Below are 20,985 nucleotides of genomic sequence, written 5' to 3'. Positions count from 1 at the left end.
TTCGCGGCTCAATAATCTGGCGTATGAAATTCGGAGTAGTCGTTTTCCCGGGCAGCAATTGCGATGATGACATGGTGCACGTGCTCGGTACCGTCATGGGCCGCAAGGTGGTGAAGCTGTGGCATAAGAACGAGGACCTGGGCGGCCTGACCACCGACGACTGCATCATCGTACCGGGGGGATTCAGCTACGGCGATTACGTGCGGGCGGGGGCCGTGGCGCGCTTTTCGCCGATCATGGGCTCGGTCATCGACTTTGCGAACCGCGGGGGCTACGTCTTCGGCATCTGCAACGGCTTCCAGATCCTCTGTGAGGCCCACCTGCTACCGGGTGCGTTGCTGCGTAACCGCGATCAGAAATTTATCGCCAAGACCGTCTACCTGCGCGCCGAGACGGACAATGCGCCCCCGAATCGCCACCTCTCGCCCGGTCAGGTCCTGCGCATCCCCATCGCCCACGCTGAGGGGCGCTACTATGCGGATGACGAGACCATCTTCCAGCTCAATCAGAACGACCAGATCCTGTTCCGCTACTGCGACGGGGCCGGGGAGGTGAACCTGGACAGCAATTACAATGGCTCGGTCGGCAACATCGCCGGCATCTGCAATGCGGGCCGCAATGTGTTCGGTATGATGCCGCACCCGGAGCGGGCCAGCGAGTCGGTGCTGGGCAATGAGGATGGGCTGATCATCTTCCAGGGATTGGTGGAGGCGGTCAGCGTCGCTGAATAGGACCGCGACCCGGTTTTGGCTAGATGTAGTAACGCATTGTTCCTATGCGCCATAAAGGTGCGTGAGGAACTTACCCTACCGTTCGTGATCGGGTAGTACAACCAGTTGGTTTCCCCTTCTAGATCTCGCCGATACCGGCCGGGACGGACCGTGCTATGTCCTTACTCCATAGCCCCGTAGCGGGGCCCGCTAAACGTCAGTACCCATGCGCTCATTTTACCTACTCTGTATTTGCGCTTTCGGTCTGCCCGTAGCGGCCCAACACCTCGACCGCAGTGTGGTCGGTAGCGCGGGTAGCTTCGTGAGCGTTGCGGACGTTGGTGATCTGCACTTCACGGTGGGTGAACTTGCCGTAGCCCGCACCAGCGCCGGTATGGCCCTCGAACGCGGCTTCCATCACGGATTTACGGCGCTGAGCACTTCTGTATGGACGGCCGGGGACGTACAGCTCACCCTTAGCGTATACCCGAACCCTACCCCGGACCTGGCAACGCTATCCGGCAACTGGGAGGCGGGGGACCTACTCACCGTCTCCGACCTGCACGGCCGGCCCCTCCACCGACAAACCCTGCCCCCAGACCGCACTGGGGTACGCCTCGATGGGTACCCGGCGGGCGTTTATGTCCTGACCATTCACCGTCATGGCCGACCCATCGGCGGGCTGCGACTACTACGCCAGTAGGCGTAGATCACTTCCAGAATACCTAGCATCATGCAACAGCAAAACCTACTCAGTACACTCGTCTGCCTGCTTCTCCTGCTCCTGATAAGCCCGATGAATGCCCAGGCACCGGCCGGATTCAACTTCCAGGCAGTAGCCAGAGATGCCGGGGGAAACACCATGACCTCGGAAAGTATCGCCGTGCGCGTAAGTCTGCTAAGGGGCGGGGCCGCAGGGACAGTGGCCTACAGCGAGCGCCACGCGGTGTCTACCTCCGAACTAGGCGTATTCGACCTGCAGATCGGTAGTGGAACAGGACTAAGCGGAGATATGGGCGCCATCGACTGGGGTACGGACACCTACTACCTCAAGATTGAGCTCGACCCCGCCGGCGGCACCAACTACGTAGATATGGGGGCCACCCAGCTGCTCTCCGTCCCCTACGCCCTCTATGCCACTACCGCCGGCAACGGCGGCGGGGGGAGCGGTACGGACGATCAGACCCTCTCTCTGACCGGCACCACCCTGAAGATCGAGAACGGTAACAGCGTAGACCTGGCTACCGTACGGGACGGCGTGGACGATGCCGACCCCGACCCTACCAACGAACTGCAGACACTGAACCTGACGGGTACCACCCTTACCCTGAGTGATGCCAACAACGTAGACCTTTCCAGTTTGGCGGGCAGCAGTCCCTGGACGGAAGACGGTACCGATGTACACCGCGTCGCCGGCAGGATAGGCATCGGTACGGCGGAACCGGACGAGAGCTTCAAGCTCCATATCGCCGGCCATACCTTCCTCCAGACCAACCTGGGTGACCTACACTTCGGGTTCCCGAACAACGGCCATCGCTTCAAGATGTCGACCCGCAACCAGGGGGCTACCTTCCAGATCGGTTCTAAGCCGACCGGAAGCAATAGCTATACGCACCGCTTACGGATCGAGCAGAGCGGGGAGGTTAAGCTTGGCTCATTTGAAGGCAATACGGCCTGGTTGCATGTCCGCAATAACTCCACCGTATCCAAACCCCACCTCAAGCTTGAGGAGCAAGGGGACGATTTTGCCCGACTGGAGTTTACCAATACTACGTCGGACGCGCTCTGGCACATAGCCGGCTACGGGCGCGACGGTGGCAGCGGAGCGGCCGCCAGCAACCTGAACTTCTATTTCAGGAACAGCGAGGGTGCGGCCAACCGCATGACCGTCACCGGCGACGGGCAGGTAGGCATCAATACCGCTAACCCCGGTGCCCGGCTGTTCATCAATCAGGCCGGGCAGACCGTCGGATCGGGCCTCGCCTTCTCGGACGGGACGGCCAACCAGGACTGGCACGTAACGCACGGCTTCGGACTGCGGCTACACTACGGCAATTCGCTACGGGGGTTCTTCAGTGCCACCACCGGGGCCTACACCGTCGCCTCGGATGCCAGCCTGAAAACGGATGTTCAGGAAGTGACCGGCGTGCTCGACCGGGTAGCTAAGCTGCGGGTACGGTCGTACCGTTACAAAGCAGCCCCCGGGAAGACGCCTACCATCGGATTGGTGGCTCAGGAGACCATTCAGCACTTTCCGGAACTGGTCACCTACTCGGAGGCCGACGGGCTCTACGGCATCGACTACGCCGGCTTCGGCATCGTAGCCATCCGGGCCATTCAGGAACAGCAGGAAACGATCGACGCCCAGGCCCACCGCATAGGAGAGTTGGAGGCGCACCTGCAGCGCATTGAAGCCGTCCTGGCGCGCCGGTAGTCTGCGGTACGCTCTAAACGCCCCGCTTCGTCAATTCCTCCCGCAACTGCTCCGGGCTCTTGAAGTGGATCGTATCCAGCCCCTCCCGGCGGGCGGCCTCCACGTTACGCAGGCTATCGTCGATAAATACGCAGCCGGCATAGCCCTGCAGGTCGTAGGTATCGTGCAGCAGGCGGTAGATGGCGGGGTCGGGCTTCTGCAGTTTAACCTCACCGCTGACCATGATGTCCTCGAACAGCTCCAGAAAGTCGAAGGTCTCGCGGGCCCACGGGAAGAGCTCGTGCGACCAGTTGGTCAGCCCCAGCAGCCGGTACTTGCCGCTGGCGTGAAGCTCCCGGAGGATCTCCACCGTGCCTTCGATGGGGCCGGTGATGGTCTCGGTCCAGCGGTCGTAGTAGGTGCGGATGTGGGGCTCGAAATCGGGGTGGCGGGCGATCAGTTCGCGGGTGCCTTCGGCGATCGTACGGCCGGCGTCCTGCCGCTCGTTCCACTCCAGGGTGGCCACGTTTTGTAGAAAGTAGTCCACCTCTTCCTTTGTCTCGAACACTTGCTCGAACAAGGCCCGCGGCTGCCAGCCGATGAGTACGTTGCCTAGGTCGAAGATTATGGTTGTCAAGGGGGTTGTCAAGGGGTTAAGGGGTTGGGGAGTTAAGGGGTTAAGGCTGGTGTTGGAGGTGTTGGAGGTGTTGGAGGCGTTGGAGGCGTTGGAGGTGTTGGAGGCGTTGGAGGTGCTGTGGGTGCTAAGTGAGCGGGACCGCAGGTGCAAATAAGATAAGATATCCAAGCCAGCCCAGCCACCTTAACCCCTTAACCCCTTAACCCCTTCCAACCTTAACCCCTTGGCAACCTCTTCCAACCTTAACCCCTTGGCAACCCCTTACCCCTTGACAAGGCCATGAGGAGGAGTCCGCCGATCACGCACGGCACGCTTAGCCACTGTCCCGTGGTGAGCGCTTCGCCGAAGCCGCCCTGGTCGCTCTTGAAGTACTCCCACACAAAGCGGAAGCCGAAGATGAGCACGAACCAGAGTCCGGTGAGGAAGCCCGGTTTGTGGCGCGCATCGGTCTTCCAGTACAGGGCAATGAGGATGCTGAAAGTGAGCAGGTAGCTCAGGGATTCGTAGATCTGCACCGGGTGGCGGGGCACGTCGGCCAGACTGGCGGGCATAGCGTTGACGAACAGGAAGGCCCAGGGCGCATCGCTCGGCGTACCCACGATCTCGGAGTTCATCAGGTTGCCGAAGCGGATCATCGCACCGACCAGCGCGATGGGGGCGGCCACCTTATCGCTGATCCAGAAAAACGACTTCTTGCTTACGAACTTACTGAACAGCCACAGCGCCGTCACCACCCCGATCACCCCGCCGTGACTGGCCAGACCGCCCTCCCAAATCTTGAGGATATCGCCCGGATTTTGACTGTAGTAGTCCCACTGATAAAACAGAATATGCCCCAGCCGCGCCCCCAGGATGGTACCGCCAATGAGAAAGTAAAAGCAGTAATCCAGCCATTCCTCCGGCGCATTCTCCCGCAGGAACATCCGCCGCACCATCATAAACCCCAACAAGAAGCCCACCGCAAACATGATCCCATACCACCGCAGCGTGATCGGACCAATAGAAAAGATCTCAGGGGAAGCATCCCAGGTGATAAAAAGCATAGGAGGTAGTTCTGTAGTAGGGTAGTGCTATAGTTCGGTAGGCAGGCGGGATCGCAGGTGCAAGGTAAGCCCCCTACCCCCGAAGGGGTCTAACCCGCTGAAAGCGGTCTACCCCCAAAGGGGTCTAACGAGCCGAAGGCGATCTAACAAGCCGCAGGCGCCCTACGCCCTACCGCTCAGGTTTCATCTGCGGAAAGAACAGCACCTCCTGAATACTCTTCTGCCCCGTCAGCAGCATCACCAGGCGGTCGATACCGATACCGATACCGGCCGTGGGGGGCATGCCGTACTCCAGGGCACGCAGGAAGTCTTCGTCCATGGCCATGGCTTCGTCGTCGCCGCGCTGGGCGAGTTGGAGCTGCTCCTCGAAGCGGGCCCGCTGGTCGATGGGGTCGTTGAGCTCGGAGTAGGCATTGGCCAGTTCCTTGCCGTTGACGATCAGCTCGAAGCGCTCCACCAGACCTTCCTTGCTGCGGTGCTTCTTGGTGAGCGGCGACATCTCCACCGGGTAGTCGGTGATGAAGGTGGGCTGGATCAGCTGGGCCTCCACCCGTTCGCCGAATAGCTCGTCGATAAGCTTGCCGCGGCCCATGGTCTTGTCGACGTGCACGTCGAGCCGACCGGCGATGGCGCGTAGCTCGGTCTCGTCGGCCTCGCTGATGTCTTCGCCGGTGTACTCACGAATGGCATCGGCCATGGTAAGGCGGCGGTAGGGCCCCTTGAAATCGATGGTCTTGCCGTCTACCTCGACCGTGGTCTGTGCCTGTCCGTTGATGGCCCGTACGCTGTGCTCCAGCAGCTGCTCGCAGGTATCCATCATCCAGTTGTAGTCCTTGTAGGCTACGTAGAACTCGACCATGGTGAATTCCGGATTGTGCGTCCGGTCCATGCCCTCGTTGCGGAAGATCTTGGCGAACTCGTACACCCCGTCGAAGCCGCCGATGATGAGCCGCTTGAGGTACAGCTCGTTGGCGATGCGTAGGTACATCGGAACGTCGAGCGTATTGTGGTGGGTCTTGAAGGGCCGGGCCGAGGCACCGCCGTGAATGGCCTGCAGCACGGGCGTCTCTACCTCCATCAGGTCCAGATCGTCGAGAAACTGCCGCATGGCCGTGATGAGCTTACTCCGCTTGCGGAAGACCTCCTTCACCTTGGGGTTCACGGTCAGGTCCACGTAGCGCATGCGGTAGCGCAGCTCGGGATCCTTGAACTCATCGTGGACATTGCCCGCCTCGTCCTTCTTCGGACTGGGCAGCGGCCGCAGCGACTTACCCAGGAAGGTGAACTCCTTGACGTGCACGCTGATCTCGCCGGTGCGGGTCTTGAACACGAAGCCCTTGACGCCGATGAAGTCGCCCAGGTCGAGGTACTTTTTGAAGAGATCGTTGTACAGCGACTTATTCTCCCCGGGGGCGATGTCGTCGCGGCTCACGTAGAGCTGGATGCGGCCACTGCTGTCCTGTAAGTTGGCAAAGGCGGCCTTGCCCATGATGCGCTGGCTCATGATGCGCCCGGCCAGGGTGACATCCTGCAGGTTGGTCACCTTGCCCTCGCTATCCTCTTCCACCAGCGCCAGGATCTCGCTGGCCAGGTGGGTAACGGGAAAGGTGGCCGCCGGGAAGGGGTCGACGCCCAGGGCGCGGATCTTGGCGAGGTTGTCGCGGCGGGTGATCTCCTGGTCGGTAAGTTCCATGGGGTGTTGATTCGTGGCTTGGCTGCGCTGTACCCTTCGGTGGTCTAGCTGCGGCGCGTATATCGGCGGGCAAAGGTACGTCTAGCGTGGATAGCTGCAAGCGGATGCATGTCGCGACGACACGGCCGTTCGTCGAAATCCGCCACGGTCCCCTAGCTACCGGGGCACCCCCGCCCTATCTTGAAGAGAAATGCTATGCCACGACGCTTACTCGCTGTACTCCTCCTGCTACTATGGACAATGACTACGCACGGACAGTCAGATACGGTAACCAATGCACTGCAGTCCACCGCCCTGGACTCACAGCAGCTGCAACTGGTGCACGCGCTGGTCAGTCAGTACGCACCCGATGGAGAGGCCGCCATAGCCCTGCTCGACGGTGAGCACACCCATTACCTGGGGGCCCGCCGCGAGGCCGGCCGGGTAGTCACCGTAGACAATCATGACCGCGCCTTCGCCATCGGGTCGATCAGCAAGGTCTTTACCGCTACGCTGCTGGCAAATATGGTAGAAGACGGCCGGCTCCGTCTGACCGACCGGGTAGAGACCGCCTACGACTTTCCCTTTGCCGACAGCAGTTCCTTCACCTACCAGCAACTGGCCAACCACACGGCGGGGCTGCCGCGACTGCCGAGCAACATCGGCCTGACCTTCATCGACCCCTACCACGACTACACACCGGATAAGCTCGAAGCCTACTTGCGCAACGAGCTGACACTGGATGCGCAGGGGCAGAGCGCCTACTCCAACCTGGGGGCCGGCCTGCTCGCCTATACGCTGACGCACAAGCTGGATAGCACGACCTACGCAGCGGCCCTGCGGGAGTACATCTTCGACCCGCTGGGTATGGATCGCAGCTCCGACGGGCCGGACAGTACACGCGCCGATCTGGTGCAGGGGTATACGATAGACGGAAGTCAGCCCGCCTACTGGCATTTCACCGACGCCATGGCCGGGGCGGGCGGTATAGTGTCGACCCCGGCGGATATGGTCCGCTTCCTGCGCGCACAGTGTGATACGACGGATCGGATACTGGCCCTGACGCGTACGCCTACCGTCGAGTTACAGGGCCCACAGGCGGTGGGGCTGGGCTGGCAGATCTTACAGCCCGAGCCCGGCCGCACGGTCTACTGGCACAACGGGGCCGTGGGGGGCTACCGCGCCTTCGCGGCCGTAGATGTAGAGAACGCGCTCGGGGTAGTAGTACTGACCAACGTACTCCTGATGGGCCAGGAAGTAGACGCCACGGGCATGCAGCTGCTGCGCTCCCTGGGGAAATAGCAACGGCCCCGCTACGTGGTGTAGGGGGGCCGTTGCTAAAATAGTTCTCGTCTGCCGAGCCTTACGCAGTTTGGCTCGTCCGCCGAGGACTACTATAAACTAGTCATTATCGCGGGTAATAAAGGATTCCTCGCGCTGGCGGCGGGCCTCGCGTTCGCGGAGTTCACGCAGTTCGCGGGCGTCCTTTTCGCGTTGTTCTTCTTCGCGCATACCTTCCTTGAGCTCCTGCTCCAGGGAGCCCTTGGCGGTGTTGAACTCGCGGATGCCCTTGCCGATGCCACGCATGAGCTCGGGGATCTTCTTACCGCCGAACAGCAGCAAGATGGCGAAGAAGACCAGGATCATCTCCGGGCCAATGGCGTTGAGAAAAAGCAGCGTGGTAGTCATCGTTATCGTAATTATGCGGGTTACCAAAGATAGCGCAAGTTGATGGATAACGTCTGGTGCGGGGGGAAGTTGTTTGACCACACGCAGACGACTCCGGGTACCGTAGCGTTGGGGTAAGCGTAGCAACTAGTCCGTGAAATGAAGCTCAACCGCCGTGATTTTTTGAAAACCGGTGCCCTGGCCGCTCTGGGCCTCGGCATTTACACCTGGCAGGTAGAGCCCTACTGGCTCGAATTCGTACACAAGCGCATGCCCGTAGCCCAGCTTCCCCCCGCCCTGGAGGGGAAGACCCTGCTGCAGATCAGCGACATCCACGTCGGCAACCGCTTCGACCCGCGCTACCTGATCCGGTCGTTCCAGGAGGCGCAGGCGCTCGATCCGGATTTTGTCGTCTACACGGGCGACTACGTGAGCTACGAAGACGAGGAGCAGTTCGCTCAGCTTGCGGCGGTCCTGCAGCATACCGTACACGGCCGATTGGGCACTGTCGGCATCCTCGGCAACCACGATTACGGCAAGAACTGGGCCGAGCCCGCCGTAGCCACGCAGATCACCCAACTGCTACAGGACGCCGGCATCACCGTGCTGCGCAACGAACAGACCACCGCAGCGGGCCTCACCTTCATCGGGATGGACGATTACTACGGCACCAACTTTTTTCCCGAGCAGGTCATGCCGCAGCACGACCCCGACCAGCCGTCGGTACTGCTTTGCCACAATCCAGACGTCTGCGACCTGGACGTATGGCACGGCTACCGGGGGTGGATCCTGGCCGGCCATACCCACGGCGGACAGTGCAAACCCCCCTTCCTGAATCCCCCCGTCCTGCCCCTGGCCAACGAGCGGTACGCCGCCGGCGAGATCGACCTGTACGACGGCCGCACCCTCTACGTAAACCGCGCGCTGGGCTGCCTCTGGCCCCTTCGCTTCAACGTGCGGCCGGAGATCACGGTCTTCAAGCTGACCAGCGCGTAGCCCAGGCAGGGGGCGGGCACGCCGGTGCGGTGTAAATTAGCGGAAGGCAAACTCGCCGCTCCCGCTTAGTCCCCCCCCCACCATGCCCACCCCCACCCGCCGCCGTTTCCTTCGCCAGCTCTCCGCCGGTCTGCTCACTACCGCCCTGCTGGAGCAGACGTACGCTGAGACGTTGGCCGCCCCACAGTCTGCCTTCGGTCCCAACGACCGGATCAACCTGGTCTGTATCGGTTTGGGCATCCAGGGGCATAATGATATTCGCGCCGCCCTGCAGCATCCGGGTATCGAGCTGGTGGGGGTATGCGACCTCTATACCGGCCGCCTGGAACGGGCCCGGGAGGTGTACGGGGCCGAGCTGTTCGTCACCCGCGACTACCGGGAGCTGCTGAGCCGGCCAGACGTAGACGCCGTCATCGTAGCTACCCCCGACCACTGGCACGACACCATCACCATCGCGGCCCTGGACGCCGGCAAGCACGTGTACTGCGAAAAGCCCATGGTGCAGCAACTCGACGAGGGCCACGCGGTGCTCGAGGCCGAGCAGCGTAATCCGGGCGTACTCATCGTAGGCAGCCAGCGGGTGAGTTCCATCCTGACCGAGCAGGCCCGCGAGATTTACCGGCGGGGCGACCTCGGCCAGCTCGTCCTCGTAGAAACCTTCAACGACCGCTTCAGCGCCCTGGGCGCCTGGCAGTATTCCATTCCGCGCGATGCCTCCCCGGAGACGGTAGACTGGGACACCTTTCTCAAAGATACCGGCGACCGGCCCTTCGATGCCAAGCGCTTCTTTCGCTGGCGCAACTACCGCGACTACGGCACGGGGGTAGCCGGTGACCTGTTCGTGCACCTGTTCTCCGGTGCTCACCGTATCCTGGATTCTATGGGGCCGGAGCGGATATTTTCTACGGGCGGACTACGCTACTGGAACGACGGCCGAGATGTACCCGATGTCTTCATCGCCAGCTGCGACTACGGCAAGCAGGCTGGTCATCCGGCCTTTAATATGCAGCTGCGGGTCAATTTCGTCGACGGGGGTGGCGGCGGCTCCCGCATCCGCTTCGTGGGTACGGAGGGTAGCCTCGACGTGACCGACAGCGGCCTCACGCTACAGCGCAAAACCCTTTCCGACGCCCCCGGCTACGGCGGCTGGGATGCCTTCGGCACCTTCTCGGCGGCCGGCCAGGAGGAGTTCAAGACGTGGTACCAGGAGCAGTACCCCCCGACGCCCCCCGCGGTGGTCGGCCCCGATGAGTGGAACTACCGTACCCCGGAGGGCTACTCCGATCATGTGCACCACTTCGGCAACTGGTTCGAGGCCATCCGCGGCGGAGGTAAGGTGGTGCAGGACGGTGCCTTCGGCTTCCGCGCCGCGGCCCCCTCCCTGGCCGCCAACACCAGCTACTTCGAGCGGAAGATCGTGGAGTGGGACCCCGAGACGATGCAGGTAGTGTAGATCGGATGGGGCTCGGCAAAATGTTGTCCGGGCTGCACCAGGGTCCGAATGACAATCGTTTGAGCAGTAGTTTTTTTAGCTACCATCACATCACTGCATTCGACACTATGAAACACCTGCTGCTAGTACTCCTCCCCATGCTCCTCCTGACTACCTGCGACAAGGAGGTAGACAATCTCAGCGTAGACTCGCTCACGGCCGATTGGCAGCTCCAGGAGTTTTCCATCACCCGCGCTAGCTCCGGTCAGGAGATATTCAAGCGCGGTGACAAATACACCTGGCTACTGCTCGACGCCGACGGTACCTACGCGCGCAACTTCGTGACCGGTAGCTGGTCGCTGGACGGCAACACCATCAAGGTACAGCCCCTCCCAAATACAGGCGCTCGTGCGCTGGACTACGAGGTGCTTTCCGTATCGGACGAGCAACTGACTGTCCGCTACCTCACCACCGCGCAGGAATGCAACTGCGGGCTGGAAAGCGTGATACCGGGTAGCGAGCAGGCGTTCCGTACCGATCGCTTCCTCAAGCGATAGTAGGCAGTGCTGGGACGTGATCAGGTGACTGGGTATTCCGCCGTGTGGTATCTTCCTAGTCCTTCTTCACTTGCTCCGCACCTGCGGCCCCGGCCCATGTTAAGAACTGCCTACCTCCTTGCGCTCCTGTTGGCTCTTCCGCTGCTGCTGGCTGGCCAGCGCGAGCTGCTCGATACCATTGCCGAGCCCGTAGCCTACGCCGACCCGCTCATGGGGACCGACTCCGACTACCGGCTCTCGAACGGTAACGTGTACCCCGCCATCGCGCGGCCCTGGGGTATGAACTTTTGGACGCCGCAGACCGGTAAGATGGGCGACGGCTGGGCCTATACCTACGACGCCAACCAGATCCGCGGCTTCAAGCAGACGCACCAGCCCTCGCCCTGGATGAACGACTACGGGCAGTTTTCCCTTATGCCGGTGACGGGTACCCTGCGCTTTCTGGAGGACGAGCGGCAGAGCTGGTTTTCGCACAAGGCCGAAACCGTCACCCCCTATTGCTACAGCGTGTACCTGGCCGACCACGACGTGACTACGGAACTGACGCCCACCGAGCGCGCCGCCATGTTCCGCTTCACCTTTCCGGAGACGGACAGCAGCTACGTAGTGATCGACGCCTTTGATGAGGGATCGGGCCTGCAGGTGATCGCCGAACAGCGGAAAGTGGTAGGCTACACGAGCAAGAACAGCGGTGGGGTGCCGGAGAACTTCAAGAGCTACTTCGTGATCGTATTCGATAAGGAGTTCACCAGCACGCAGACTTTTCTGGACGCTACGCTCAGCGACTCGCTGCGCATCGAGGGCAACCACGCCGGCGCGGTACTACGGTTTCAGACGAAGAAGGGCGAACGGGTGCACGCCCGCGTGGCCAGCTCCTTCATCAGCCACGAGCAGGCGGCGCGCAACCTGGAGGAGCTGGGTGGGGACGACTTCGAGACCGTCAAAGCGGCCGGGCGAAGGGTATGGAACGAGGAACTCGGCCGGATCAAAGTTGAAGGCGGCACGCCCGCACAGTTCGGTACTTTCTACAGCTGCCTGTACCGCTCGCTGCTGTTTCCGCGCAAGTTCTACGAGTACGACGCCGACGGCCGGGTGGTACACTACAGCCCCTACAACGGCAAGGTGCTGCCGGGGTATCTGTTTACCGATACCGGCTTCTGGGATACCTTCCGCGCGCTCTTTCCCTTTCTCAACTTCATGTACCCCGAGCTGACCGGGCAGATGCAGGAAGGACTGGCCAACGCCTACCGGGAGAGCGGCTGGCTCCCCGAATGGGCCAGTCCCGGCCTGCGCAACGTGATGGTGGGCAACAACTCCGCCTCCGTCGTCGCCGAGGCTTACCTGAAGAGTGGAGCCGCCTATGACTACGACATCGATACCCTCTACGACGCCCTCGTGCACGGGGCGAACAATGCCGGTCCGCTCACCGCCGTGGGTCGGGCCGGGGCGGACTACTACACCGAGCTGGGCTACGTACCCTACGACGTCGGTATCAACGAGAGCGCCGCCCGCTCGCTGGAGTACGCCTACGACGACTTCGCCATCTACCAGCTGGCCAAACAGCTCGGTCGGCCGGCCGAAGAGGTGGAAACCTACCGCCAACGCAGCCTCAACTACCGCAAGCTCTTCGACCCCGCAACGGGCCTGATGCGGGGCAAGAACCGGGACGGCAGTTTTCAGCAGCCCTTTAACCCCTTCAAGTGGGGCGATGCCTTCACCGAGGGCAATAGCTGGCACTACAGCTGGTCGGTCTTCCACGATATGCAGGGGCTGATTGACCTGATGGGCGGGGAGGAGCGCTTTGTCGCTCAGCTCGACACGGTATTCGCCCTGCCGCCAATCTACGACGACAGCTACTACGGGCAGACGATCCACGAGATCCGCGAGATGCAGATCGCCGATATGGGACAGTACGCCCACGGCAATCAGCCCATCCAGCACATGGTCTATTTGTACAACTACGCCGGCCGGCCCTGGAAGACCCAGTACTGGGTACGCGAGGTCATGGACCGCATGTACCAGCCTACCCCCGACGGCTACTGCGGCGACGAGGACAACGGGCAGACCTCAGCCTGGTACGTCTTTTCGGCCCTGGGCTTCTACCCCGTCGCGCCGGCTACGGACCAGTACGTCCTGGGTGCCCCACTCTTTCAGCGGGTGACGATCGAGCTGGAGAACGGCAACACCCTCACCATCGCCGCGCCGGAGAACAGCGCGGAGAACCGCTACATTCAGCGCCTGACCTTCAACGGCGAGGTGCACGAGAAGAACTGGCTGAGCCACCGCGCCCTGCTGGAGGGCGGACTGTTGGAATTCGACATGGGACCGGAGCCGACGCGGGAGCGGGGGGTCGGACCGGAGGCGTATCCCTATTCGCTTTCCAGAGAATGAGAGGGAGCCTCGGCGGACGAGCGAGCTCGGCCGACGAGGCGGGCTGATCTATTTCTTCAACCCGATCTCCCGCAGCCGCTCGTCTAGGTACTCACCGGCCGTGATGGGGGCGTAGGCCTGTGGGCGCTCGGCCGTGACGGTGCTGGGCAGTACGTCTAGCTTCATGTCGGGCCGTGGGTGCAGGAAGAAGGGGATCGACAGCCGGGGCTTGTCCCACTCCGAGCGGGGCGGGTTGACGACGCGGTGGGTGGTCGACCGCAGGTAGTTGTTGGTGAGCCGCTGCAGCATGTCACCGACGTTGATGACGATCTCATCGTTTTCGGGTACGATCTCCTGCCACTCGCCGGCCGCGTTCTGTAGCTCTAGTCCGCCGGCGCTGGCCCCGACCAGCAGGGTGATCAGGTTGATGTCCTCGTGCTGCTCGGCGCGGATGGCACTCTTGGGCTCCTGCGTGATGGGCGGGTAGTGGATCGCCCGCAGGATGCTCATGCCATCGGAGGTTTGCTCCCCGAAGTACTGCTCGTCCAGGCCCAGGTACAGGGCGATGGCGCGCAGCAGGCTGTTGCCGGAGGCCTCGAAGGCGCGGTAGAGCTGCATACCCAGGTCCATGAAGGCGGGCACCTCCTCTACGTGGGGGTTCTTCTGGTACGCGCTATCGGAGGTGTCATTGAGCTCCTGACCAATCTGAAAAAACTCCTTGAGGTCGGCGACCTGCGACTGCTTGGCGTGCTCCTTGCCGAAGCTGGTGTAGCCCCGCTGGCCGGCCGCGCCCGCTACCTCATACTTCCGCTTGGTTTCTACCGGTAGGGCGAAGAATTTCTTGGCCGCAACGTAGAAGTCATCGATCAGATCCTTCGAAATACCGTGGCCCGTAACACCGACGAAGCCGATGTCGTGAAACGCCTCACCGAGTTGGTTAATAAATGCTTGGCGCTGCGTCTTATCGCCCTGCTCGAACTGGGAAAGATCGACGAGGGGAATGGTGCGGGGGGCGGTAGTAGAGGTCATGATGCGGACTTGTGAGATTGGAAAGGTATAACGGCTCAGCCTTACCGAGGTTTGTAGCGCGCGCGGCGCAGGATCTCCTGTCCATCCGTCATCGCCATCAGCTCGGGCAGGGTGACCTCCGGGTTCTGGGCCAGGAAGGAGGCCACGATCTGGCGACCGAGGTAGTTGACCGCGCCGCCGGGGCTCTCCTGCGGCATACCGGCGGAGTAGGGGGCCGGACCGGTGTACTTGCGGATCTTGCTCACGTCAGTACTGTACAGCTCGTCTTCCCGCTGCAGGTAGGCATAGATGGGCGTCTCGTTGTCCTCTAACCAGCCCATCTCGGCTTCGCTGACCTCGTACACCACGTGCCGCGGCGTACCCGGCAGGAGCTGCTCCAGCACATAGAGCTTCTTACCTTCGTAGAGCAGGTAGTCGATCATGCGGCCGGTGCGCGGCGGGGGGAAGCGGTCTTCGAGTAGCACCCGCAGCAGCTTGCCCGGGGCGTGGGCGGGGGTGTAGCTCTGCGCCAGGTAGTCGGAAAAGATGGGCTCGTTGGGGTCCACCTGCGTGTAGTCGAAGTCGGGACCGAGGAAGAAGTCCAGCCCGAGTGCCAGCTGCCCGTCGCCGTACAGGAAGGCGGCCAGTTCGAAGTGGGTGGCGTAGGTCACCAGGGTATCCGGCACGGGGGCCCGGGGGAAGTAGTAGCGGTAGTAGCGTAGCGCGGTGGCTAGTTCGTCTGCCACCTTTTGCACCTGCGCCCCTCCACCCGCTTCCCTCTCCCCGGCCCTCTCCAGGGGAGAGGGAGGAAAACGACCTTCTACCAGTGAGTCTACAAAGCGGGTGAGGGGGTAATCCAGGTAGGCACGCAGGACGCGCTGGCCCTCTGCGGCACTGAAGTCGCGGCGCCGCGCGGGTACCAGGTGGGTAAAGAAGGCATCGGTGAAGCTGCCGTACTGATCGTCTAATCGTGCCAGGGCGGCGGGCAGGTCGCTGGTATCGAGCGTGGCCAGGGCCCGGTCGAAGCGCAGCAGGGTGAGATCGACTGGAATAGCGCTGACGTCGGGCGGGGCGGGGCCGTCGTCGGTACAGCCGGTGCACAACAATATGAGGAGGGCAAGGCAGGTTAAGGGGATTACTTTCATCATACGTTAAACACGGGTCGAAGCGGCTCGTTTGGTAACGTCCACCGGACCCAAATAGTACTACATGAAAACCTACCTCCTCCTCCCCCTGGTCCTGCTGTGTTCCCTATCGGTTACCGCGCAGTACAACCCCATCCAGCTCGGCATTCAGCTCAGTCCCACCTTCAACTACATGAAGACGGACAACAACCTCATCGAGTCGGACGGCACCAAGCTGGGCCTCAAGCTGGGGCTGATCGCGGAGTACTACTTCCAGGAGAACTACAGCATCCATACGGGCATCAACTTCCACTTCGGGGCGGGGGGCGCGCTGCGCTACGACGATCAGTTCACCCAGGTCGATATCTGGCGCGAGCCGCTCAATGAGGTGCTCACCACCCAACCCACGCCGGCCCAGCTCACGGGCGGCAAGACCTACGATTACCGCCTGCAGTTCGTGGAGATCCCGCTGGGACTGACGCTGCGCACCCGCGAGTTTGGCTACATGCGCTACTTCGTGCAGCCGGCCTTCACGTTGGGCATCTCGGCCGGCTCGCGGGGCAGCATCGAGGGGGCCAGCTACATCGGCAGTGACGAAAATTTTGACATCGGTAGCGAGGTCAATGCGCTCAACCTCAGCTGGGGCATCGGCGGCGGCGTGGAGTACAGCGTGAGCACCCAGACCAGCCTGATCGGGGGCCTTGGCTTCCAGTCCGGCTTCCTGGACCTCACCACGGACAACGACACCCAGCTCACCCGCGCGGGCCGCGATCCGGGCGAAGACCAGAGCAAGGGCAAGCTCAACAGCATCGTCATCATGCTCGGCGTACTGTTTTAGGTAGGAGCCGGACACAATTCGTTTGGCGGGGCCGCCGGTGCAATGAAATAAGGCGCCGTAGCGTTCGTTTGGGGTTACCCCCCGGCCTTCGTGCGGGACACGCTTTCTACTACTGAATGGACACTTTTATGCACGCTTACTTTACGCCGATTCGTGGGCTGGTCTTGGGTTTTTTGGTGGTTTTTGGAGCTGGTGGGCTCTGGGGGCAGGGGGGTGTGCCATGTACAGCGGATGCTGGTGATATCGCAAATTTCTCCAATGTCCGGCTTCAGAATAGTAGTTTAGGAAACGTACCTCAGGGGGGTACAGCACCCTATTCATCTTCAGCCGATACTGTCTTCTTGTGTCTGGGGGATGAGTTTACGATCAACTTGGTGCCGGACAGTTGGAACCTTGAGTTCGATCCCGATCCAAATACGGACAATGGGATTGTGTACGCTATATACGAGGCAGTACCCGAGCGCGACGGCCCCACCTTCGACCAAGTAGATACTGATCCGTCTAATGTGCAACGCCCTCCTGCCAATGGTGAAATAAGCTACACACCTTCAACAGACTTCGCAAATGGAGACTACAGTCTGCGTGTGGAACACGTTGATCCCCCATTCGTAACCGAGACGTTTGCCAATTCAGCGGGTGATCCCCAACCTATAGTACTCTATGTGGCTCCTATTACAGTGAGTGGTGTTGATTCTACTGGTGCTGCGTTAACTGAAACCTACTTTGACAATAATGGGAATGAGATCAACGACTGCATCAACGTTTCTATAGATCAGGCAGTAGCTGTTGGATTTCTTAACCCGATTACAGCAGAACTGTCGTCCGGTAGCTGCACCGGTAGTTTTACTGTGTCAGGAGGAGTGAGTGAGTTACGCGGAACGGGTAATTATACTATCACTGTGACCGATCAGACCGGTAGTCCGGTAGATGTATTGGAATTAGGGTCAAAGGGGTATGGTCACGACGACGTAGTGAACTACGCCTTCGACACTCCGGGTACGTATACAGTGTCGATAGGAGACGAGATTTCTTGTGCGTTTACAGAGGACCTTATAGTCGATGAAGCATGTGAAATAGATACAGCCTTGAGTGCAGCGTTAGACTTCACTTTTGATCCGCAGCCCGTCACCTGTGCTGGAGACAATGATGGCGCCTTGGTAGTAAATATTACTGGGGGAGTGGCACCGTATACGATCACGTATCGCCGGACTAATCCTAACCCAACAGCAGCGGTAACTGAGAGCCGCAACAACGCTGATCCATATCGTATTCCTGAATTAGGAACTGGTCTCTATGAAGTTGTCGTTGAGGATGCTGTAGGTGATAAAAAAACAATCGGTTCTATTTTGATTGGAGAAGGAAACCCATTTTCTATTGATATAGAGAGTCTTCCCGCTTCTGACTGCTCTGAGAATGATCAGGCTACCCTTACAGTAATTATCATCGTGGAGGGTGACACACTTGAGAATCCTTCGAACAATGGGTACAACATACTTTGGGGCACAGGAAGCACTGAGGAAACTATCCTAGGTGATCCGAACCAAAACTATAATGTCGAAGTGACTAATAATACTTCGGGATGTACCAAGATAGATAGTGAAACAGCTGAACAGGCGAGCACATTCTTTATAGATAGTTTTCAAGCGGAACCAGCTACCTGTAGTGGATCTTTGGATGGTAAGATCACCGTAAGGGCTACAGGTGGCGTACCCGGGCCAGACACAGAAGAATATCGTTTTGAGTGGTCGGATGGAGTCATTCAACAAGGCAAAAATGTGGTACGTGCGACTCTGAACCCAGGATCCTACACTGTTGAAGTATTCGATAAGAGCGGTTGTTCCGACATAAGTAGTTTTCTTGTCGGCGCAGAAAAGACGTTAGTAGCAACCACAGACCCTACTATGGTCGAATGTTTTGGTGAATCTAACGGTACAATCGCCGTAACCGCAAGTACACAGGGTGCCCCGGAAAGTACTCCTTACAATGTCGCTCTTGTTACCTCAACTGGGGACACCCTAGTAGATTTCCGCGAGCCTTCATCAAATAATGGTAGGGCTGAGACATTCACGGAGCTTGCTGTAGGTACTTACGTAGTTGTGTTACGGGACAATGATCCACTGGGATGCGAAACTCGCGACACCGTCGAAGTCATTGAGCCGGCCGAGCTCGTACTGGAGCGCGTCGAGACTACCTCGCCGATCTGTCCGGAAGATCCGGAGGGGACGGCACTGATCGTGGTGTCGGGCGGAACCGGTCCCTACATCTACCAGATCATCAACGACAGTCTGCCTGCGCCCACCGAGTTGGACAGTCTGGCGACCTTTGATACGCTCCTGGTTGACACCAACGGGATCGAAGATCTACAGGCCAGCCCCTTCTACTTCGCCATCATCGACGATGCGAACGGCTGCGGACTGGACTCCCTACAGTTCGAGATCAAGCCCCGGCCGGCCCCCCGCGTGACGAACGCACTGTTCACGACCATCTCCTGCCCCGGTGACTCCGACGGACAGCTCAGCGCCATCGTAGAACCCCCACCCGGTGATTCGATCACCATCACGGACTTCGCCTGGTACCGCCTTACCGAGGACAACTCCCGTGGCGAACAGGTCGCCGTGGGCCGCACCACGGAACCCAACCTCACCGTAGGTGGGTACCTGCTCGAAGTCACGCTGTCCAACGACTGTGTCTGGCCCTTCCCGGGCTTTGTGGATAGTCCCGGTCTGGTGCAACTGGATTCGTCGGCCATCAGCAGTCCGACCTGCCTCGGCGATTCGGACGGGCGGATCGAGCTCTTCGCGGTCGGCGGCACACCTAATCCCGACGGAAGCTACAATTACGCCTGGTCTGATCTGACGGCTCCGCTAGATACCTCGGTCCGTGAAGGACTGGCAGCTGGTACCTACAGCGTGACCATCAGTGACGCAAACAACTGTCAGCCGGCCTTCGACACCACCTTCGTACTGGAAGATCCCGTAGGTATCGTAGGCGAATTTGCGGTAGTGGAGGATGTCAGCTGCCCTAGCGATACCAGCGCCGACGGGCGGGTTACCTTCCAGGCAGAGCTATCGGACGGTAGTTCGAGCACCTTCGATTTTTACTGGTCGACGGGCGATACCATCCTCAATACCGCTACGAGCAGTCAAAGCAATCTCCCCCGCGGCCCCATCTCCGTGACGGTCACGGACGGCATCTGCCCGCAGGTATTCGATACCATCATCGGAAGCCCCGACGAGTTTGCCTTTGAGGAGCTGGTCGAGGATGCCAGTTGTAATGGCCTGGCCGACGGCTCCGCCGAGATCCTGGTAACCGGTGGAACGCCCGGCTATACCTTCGCCTACGTCGACCGGCCGGAAACAGCCCCGCAACTGAGCAACGTGCCGGCTGGATTGTACCAGTTACTGGTCACCGATTCGGAGGGCTGTACGTCCGACACCTTCGCCTTCGTCATCGAGCAGCCCGACTCGCTGCTGCTGATCGTCGACCCCCTGCTGACCACGCCCCGCGTAACCTGCTTCGGTGATGAAGACGGTACGATCACCGTGCAGCTCGCCAGCACCAACAATAACCCCCTGGGTGATGATCCCTACACCTGGTCACCGGCCGTGAATGACGGCGCTACCGCTACCGACCTAGCACCGGGCACCTATAGCGTGACGGTCACCGATACGGAGGGCTGTCAGGATAGCCTGCGGTACACCATCTTCGAGCCGGACGTAATCACCTTCGTGGTCGATTCGATCACCGATCCGGTATGCTTCAACGATCCGGCGCAGATCGTACTCGATACGGCCTTCGGCGGGCAGGGCACCGATCTGCTGGACTACAACTTCACCATCAACGGCGACGGCTTCCTGACTCCCCTGGATCAGGCGGGCATCGGCTTCGGCGATAGCGTGGTGATCGCGGTGTTCGACTCCGTGGGCTGCTTCAGCGAACAGACCTTCCAGATCCAGCAGCCGGATGAGATCGTAATCGAGCTACCGGACCGCCTGGTCGTAGAGCTCGGCGACAGCCTGACCCAGCTCGACCCCCTGATCAGTCCCGGAAACCGCAACTACACCTACCAGTGGACGCCCCCCGACCAACTGTCGAACGACAGCATCCGCGATCCCTTCCTGTTCCCCCTGCGTAGCCAGGAGTACACCCTGGTAGTCACGGACGAAAATGACTGTCAGGCCATCGACGACATCTTCGTAGAGATCGACGCCAACCGGAATATATTCATCCCGAACGCCTTCAGCCCGAACCGCGACGGCCGCAACGACGACTTCCGTATCTACGCCTGTACCGGCGTGGCGGGCATTGCTCAGGTCAATATCTACAACCGCTGGGGCGGGCTCCTCTTCGAGCAGACGAATATTGCCGCTAACTGTCTGGACGGTACCCTACTCTGGGACGGTATGACCCCTGACGGACGGGAGGTAGACCCCGGCGTATACGTCTACACCATCGAGGTGGTATTCATCGATAATGTCAGCCTGCTGTACCGCGGGGACATTGCCGTGGTGCGCTAG

16 protein-coding genes and 1 pseudogene are annotated in these 20,985 nt (G+C 60.5%); 11 read left to right on the top strand and 6 right to left on the bottom strand.

Translation table 11 applies throughout. The features are described 5' to 3' along the window. Positions 1-23 precede the first annotated feature (23 nt). The 3 genes from purQ to MJQ68_RS09380 all read left to right on the top strand — a co-directional run bounded on the left by purQ (position 24) and on the right by MJQ68_RS09380 (position 3,144). Positions 24-731 (top strand): phosphoribosylformylglycinamidine synthase subunit PurQ, encoded by a 708-nt coding sequence (gene purQ / locus MJQ68_RS09390; protein WP_238750803.1) that lies wholly within the window; start codon positions 24-26, stop codon positions 729-731. A 205-nt stretch (positions 732-936) separates the two neighbouring features. Further along, a complete protein-coding gene (locus MJQ68_RS09385; protein ID WP_238750802.1) occupies positions 937-1,413 on the top strand; it encodes a T9SS type A sorting domain-containing protein in 477 nt (158 codons plus the stop codon). Positions 1,414-1,443: 30 nt separating this feature from the next. Continuing rightward, entirely contained in the window at positions 1,444-3,144 is a 1,701-nt protein-coding gene (locus MJQ68_RS09380; RefSeq protein ID WP_238750801.1) for a tail fiber domain-containing protein, read from the top strand. Between the two features lie 13 nt (positions 3,145-3,157). Here the strand turns inward: MJQ68_RS09380 and MJQ68_RS09375 are convergent, their stop codons facing one another. The 3 genes from MJQ68_RS09375 to lysS form a co-directional block, all read right to left on the bottom strand. Next, on the bottom strand, positions 3,158-3,760 hold the full coding sequence (locus MJQ68_RS09375; RefSeq protein ID WP_238750800.1) for an HAD family hydrolase: 603 nt from the start codon (positions 3,758-3,760) through the stop codon (positions 3,158-3,160). A gap of 242 nt (positions 3,761-4,002) precedes the next feature. Next, entirely contained in the window at positions 4,003-4,803 is an 801-nt protein-coding gene (gene lgt / locus MJQ68_RS09370) for a prolipoprotein diacylglyceryl transferase (RefSeq protein ID WP_238750799.1), read from the bottom strand. A gap of 169 nt (positions 4,804-4,972) precedes the next feature. After that, the gene (gene lysS, locus MJQ68_RS09365; RefSeq protein ID WP_238750798.1) at positions 4,973-6,496 is read right to left on the bottom strand and encodes a lysine--tRNA ligase; all 1,524 of its coding nucleotides are present in this window, start codon (positions 6,494-6,496) and stop codon (positions 4,973-4,975) included. 195 nt (positions 6,497-6,691) lie between these two features. Between lysS and MJQ68_RS09360 the strand changes: the two genes are divergently transcribed. Continuing rightward, positions 6,692-7,777, top strand: a complete 1,086-nt coding sequence (locus MJQ68_RS09360; protein ID WP_238750797.1) for a serine hydrolase domain-containing protein — start codon at positions 6,692-6,694, stop codon at positions 7,775-7,777. A gap of 99 nt (positions 7,778-7,876) precedes the next feature. Here the strand turns inward: MJQ68_RS09360 and MJQ68_RS09355 are convergent, their stop codons facing one another. Then, a complete protein-coding gene (locus MJQ68_RS09355; RefSeq protein WP_238750795.1) occupies positions 7,877-8,164 on the bottom strand; it encodes a Sec-independent protein translocase subunit TatA/TatB in 288 nt (95 codons plus the stop codon). Between the two features lie 138 nt (positions 8,165-8,302). On the opposite strand from MJQ68_RS09355, the gene MJQ68_RS09350 reads away from it, so the two are divergent. The 4 genes from MJQ68_RS09350 (at position 8,303) to MJQ68_RS09335 (ending at position 13,519) form a co-directional block, all read left to right on the top strand. Then, positions 8,303-9,139, top strand: coding sequence for a metallophosphoesterase (locus MJQ68_RS09350; protein ID WP_238750793.1), 837 nt, complete (start codon positions 8,303-8,305; stop codon positions 9,137-9,139). Positions 9,140-9,221: 82 nt separating this feature from the next. Further along, on the top strand, positions 9,222-10,592 hold the full coding sequence (locus tag MJQ68_RS09345) for a Gfo/Idh/MocA family protein (RefSeq protein ID WP_238750792.1): 1,371 nt from the start codon (positions 9,222-9,224) through the stop codon (positions 10,590-10,592). A gap of 107 nt (positions 10,593-10,699) precedes the next feature. Continuing rightward, positions 10,700-11,128, top strand: a complete 429-nt coding sequence (locus MJQ68_RS09340; protein ID WP_238750790.1) for a hypothetical protein — start codon at positions 10,700-10,702, stop codon at positions 11,126-11,128. Between the two features lie 96 nt (positions 11,129-11,224). Beyond that, positions 11,225-13,519 (top strand): GH92 family glycosyl hydrolase, encoded by a 2,295-nt coding sequence (locus MJQ68_RS09335; RefSeq protein WP_238750789.1) that lies wholly within the window; start codon positions 11,225-11,227, stop codon positions 13,517-13,519. 48 nt (positions 13,520-13,567) lie between these two features. Here the strand turns inward: MJQ68_RS09335 and MJQ68_RS09330 are convergent, their stop codons facing one another. Together MJQ68_RS09330 and MJQ68_RS09325 are read right to left on the bottom strand one after the other, a co-directional pair. Beyond that, positions 13,568-14,527, bottom strand: a complete 960-nt coding sequence (locus MJQ68_RS09330; protein WP_238750788.1) for an isopenicillin N synthase family dioxygenase — start codon at positions 14,525-14,527, stop codon at positions 13,568-13,570. A 41-nt stretch (positions 14,528-14,568) separates the two neighbouring features. Next, complete coding sequence (locus tag MJQ68_RS09325) at positions 14,569-15,654, bottom strand: gliding motility protein GldB-related protein (RefSeq protein WP_238750787.1); 1,086 nt, start codon at positions 15,652-15,654, stop codon at positions 14,569-14,571. Between the two features lie 61 nt (positions 15,655-15,715). Between MJQ68_RS09325 and MJQ68_RS09320 the strand changes: the two genes are divergently transcribed. The 3 genes and pseudogenes from MJQ68_RS09320 (at position 15,716) to MJQ68_RS09315 (ending at position 20,985) form a co-directional block, all read left to right on the top strand. After that, positions 15,716-16,468: a porin family protein gene (locus MJQ68_RS09320; protein WP_238750786.1), complete on the top strand. Its 753-nt coding sequence runs from the start codon at positions 15,716-15,718 to the stop codon at positions 16,466-16,468. A 116-nt stretch (positions 16,469-16,584) separates the two neighbouring features. Further along, a pseudogene (locus MJQ68_RS18020) lies at positions 16,585-18,210 on the top strand (SprB repeat-containing protein); the annotation flags it as partial. Positions 18,211-18,564: 354 nt separating this feature from the next. After that, complete coding sequence (locus tag MJQ68_RS09315) at positions 18,565-20,985, top strand: T9SS type B sorting domain-containing protein (RefSeq protein ID WP_238750785.1); 2,421 nt, start codon at positions 18,565-18,567, stop codon at positions 20,983-20,985.

This window comes from Neolewinella maritima (assembly GCF_923081025.1).
Lineage (GTDB): Bacteria > Bacteroidota > Bacteroidia > Chitinophagales > Saprospiraceae > Neolewinella > Neolewinella maritima.
This window is presented reverse-complemented; position numbering and strand designations above follow the sequence as displayed.

Coding starts and splice junctions, on each gene's coding strand:
- purQ (WP_238750803.1), top strand. CDS start 24: ATGAAATTCGGAGTAGTCGTTTTCCCGGGCAGCAATTGCGATGATGAC.
- MJQ68_RS09385 (WP_238750802.1), top strand. CDS start 937: ATGCGCTCATTTTACCTACTCTGTATTTGCGCTTTCGGTCTGCCCGTA.
- MJQ68_RS09380 (WP_238750801.1), top strand. CDS start 1,444: ATGCAACAGCAAAACCTACTCAGTACACTCGTCTGCCTGCTTCTCCTG.
- lgt (WP_238750799.1), bottom strand. CDS start 4,803: ATGCTTTTTATCACCTGGGATGCTTCCCCTGAGATCTTTTCTATTGGT.
- lysS (WP_238750798.1), bottom strand. CDS start 6,496: ATGGAACTTACCGACCAGGAGATCACCCGCCGCGACAACCTCGCCAAG.
- MJQ68_RS09360 (WP_238750797.1), top strand. CDS start 6,692: ATGCCACGACGCTTACTCGCTGTACTCCTCCTGCTACTATGGACAATG.
- MJQ68_RS09355 (WP_238750795.1), bottom strand. CDS start 8,164: ATGACTACCACGCTGCTTTTTCTCAACGCCATTGGCCCGGAGATGATC.
- MJQ68_RS09350 (WP_238750793.1), top strand. CDS start 8,303: ATGAAGCTCAACCGCCGTGATTTTTTGAAAACCGGTGCCCTGGCCGCT.
- MJQ68_RS09345 (WP_238750792.1), top strand. CDS start 9,222: ATGCCCACCCCCACCCGCCGCCGTTTCCTTCGCCAGCTCTCCGCCGGT.
- MJQ68_RS09340 (WP_238750790.1), top strand. CDS start 10,700: ATGAAACACCTGCTGCTAGTACTCCTCCCCATGCTCCTCCTGACTACC.
- MJQ68_RS09335 (WP_238750789.1), top strand. CDS start 11,225: ATGTTAAGAACTGCCTACCTCCTTGCGCTCCTGTTGGCTCTTCCGCTG.
- MJQ68_RS09330 (WP_238750788.1), bottom strand. CDS start 14,527: ATGACCTCTACTACCGCCCCCCGCACCATTCCCCTCGTCGATCTTTCC.
- MJQ68_RS09325 (WP_238750787.1), bottom strand. CDS start 15,654: ATGATGAAAGTAATCCCCTTAACCTGCCTTGCCCTCCTCATATTGTTG.
- MJQ68_RS09320 (WP_238750786.1), top strand. CDS start 15,716: ATGAAAACCTACCTCCTCCTCCCCCTGGTCCTGCTGTGTTCCCTATCG.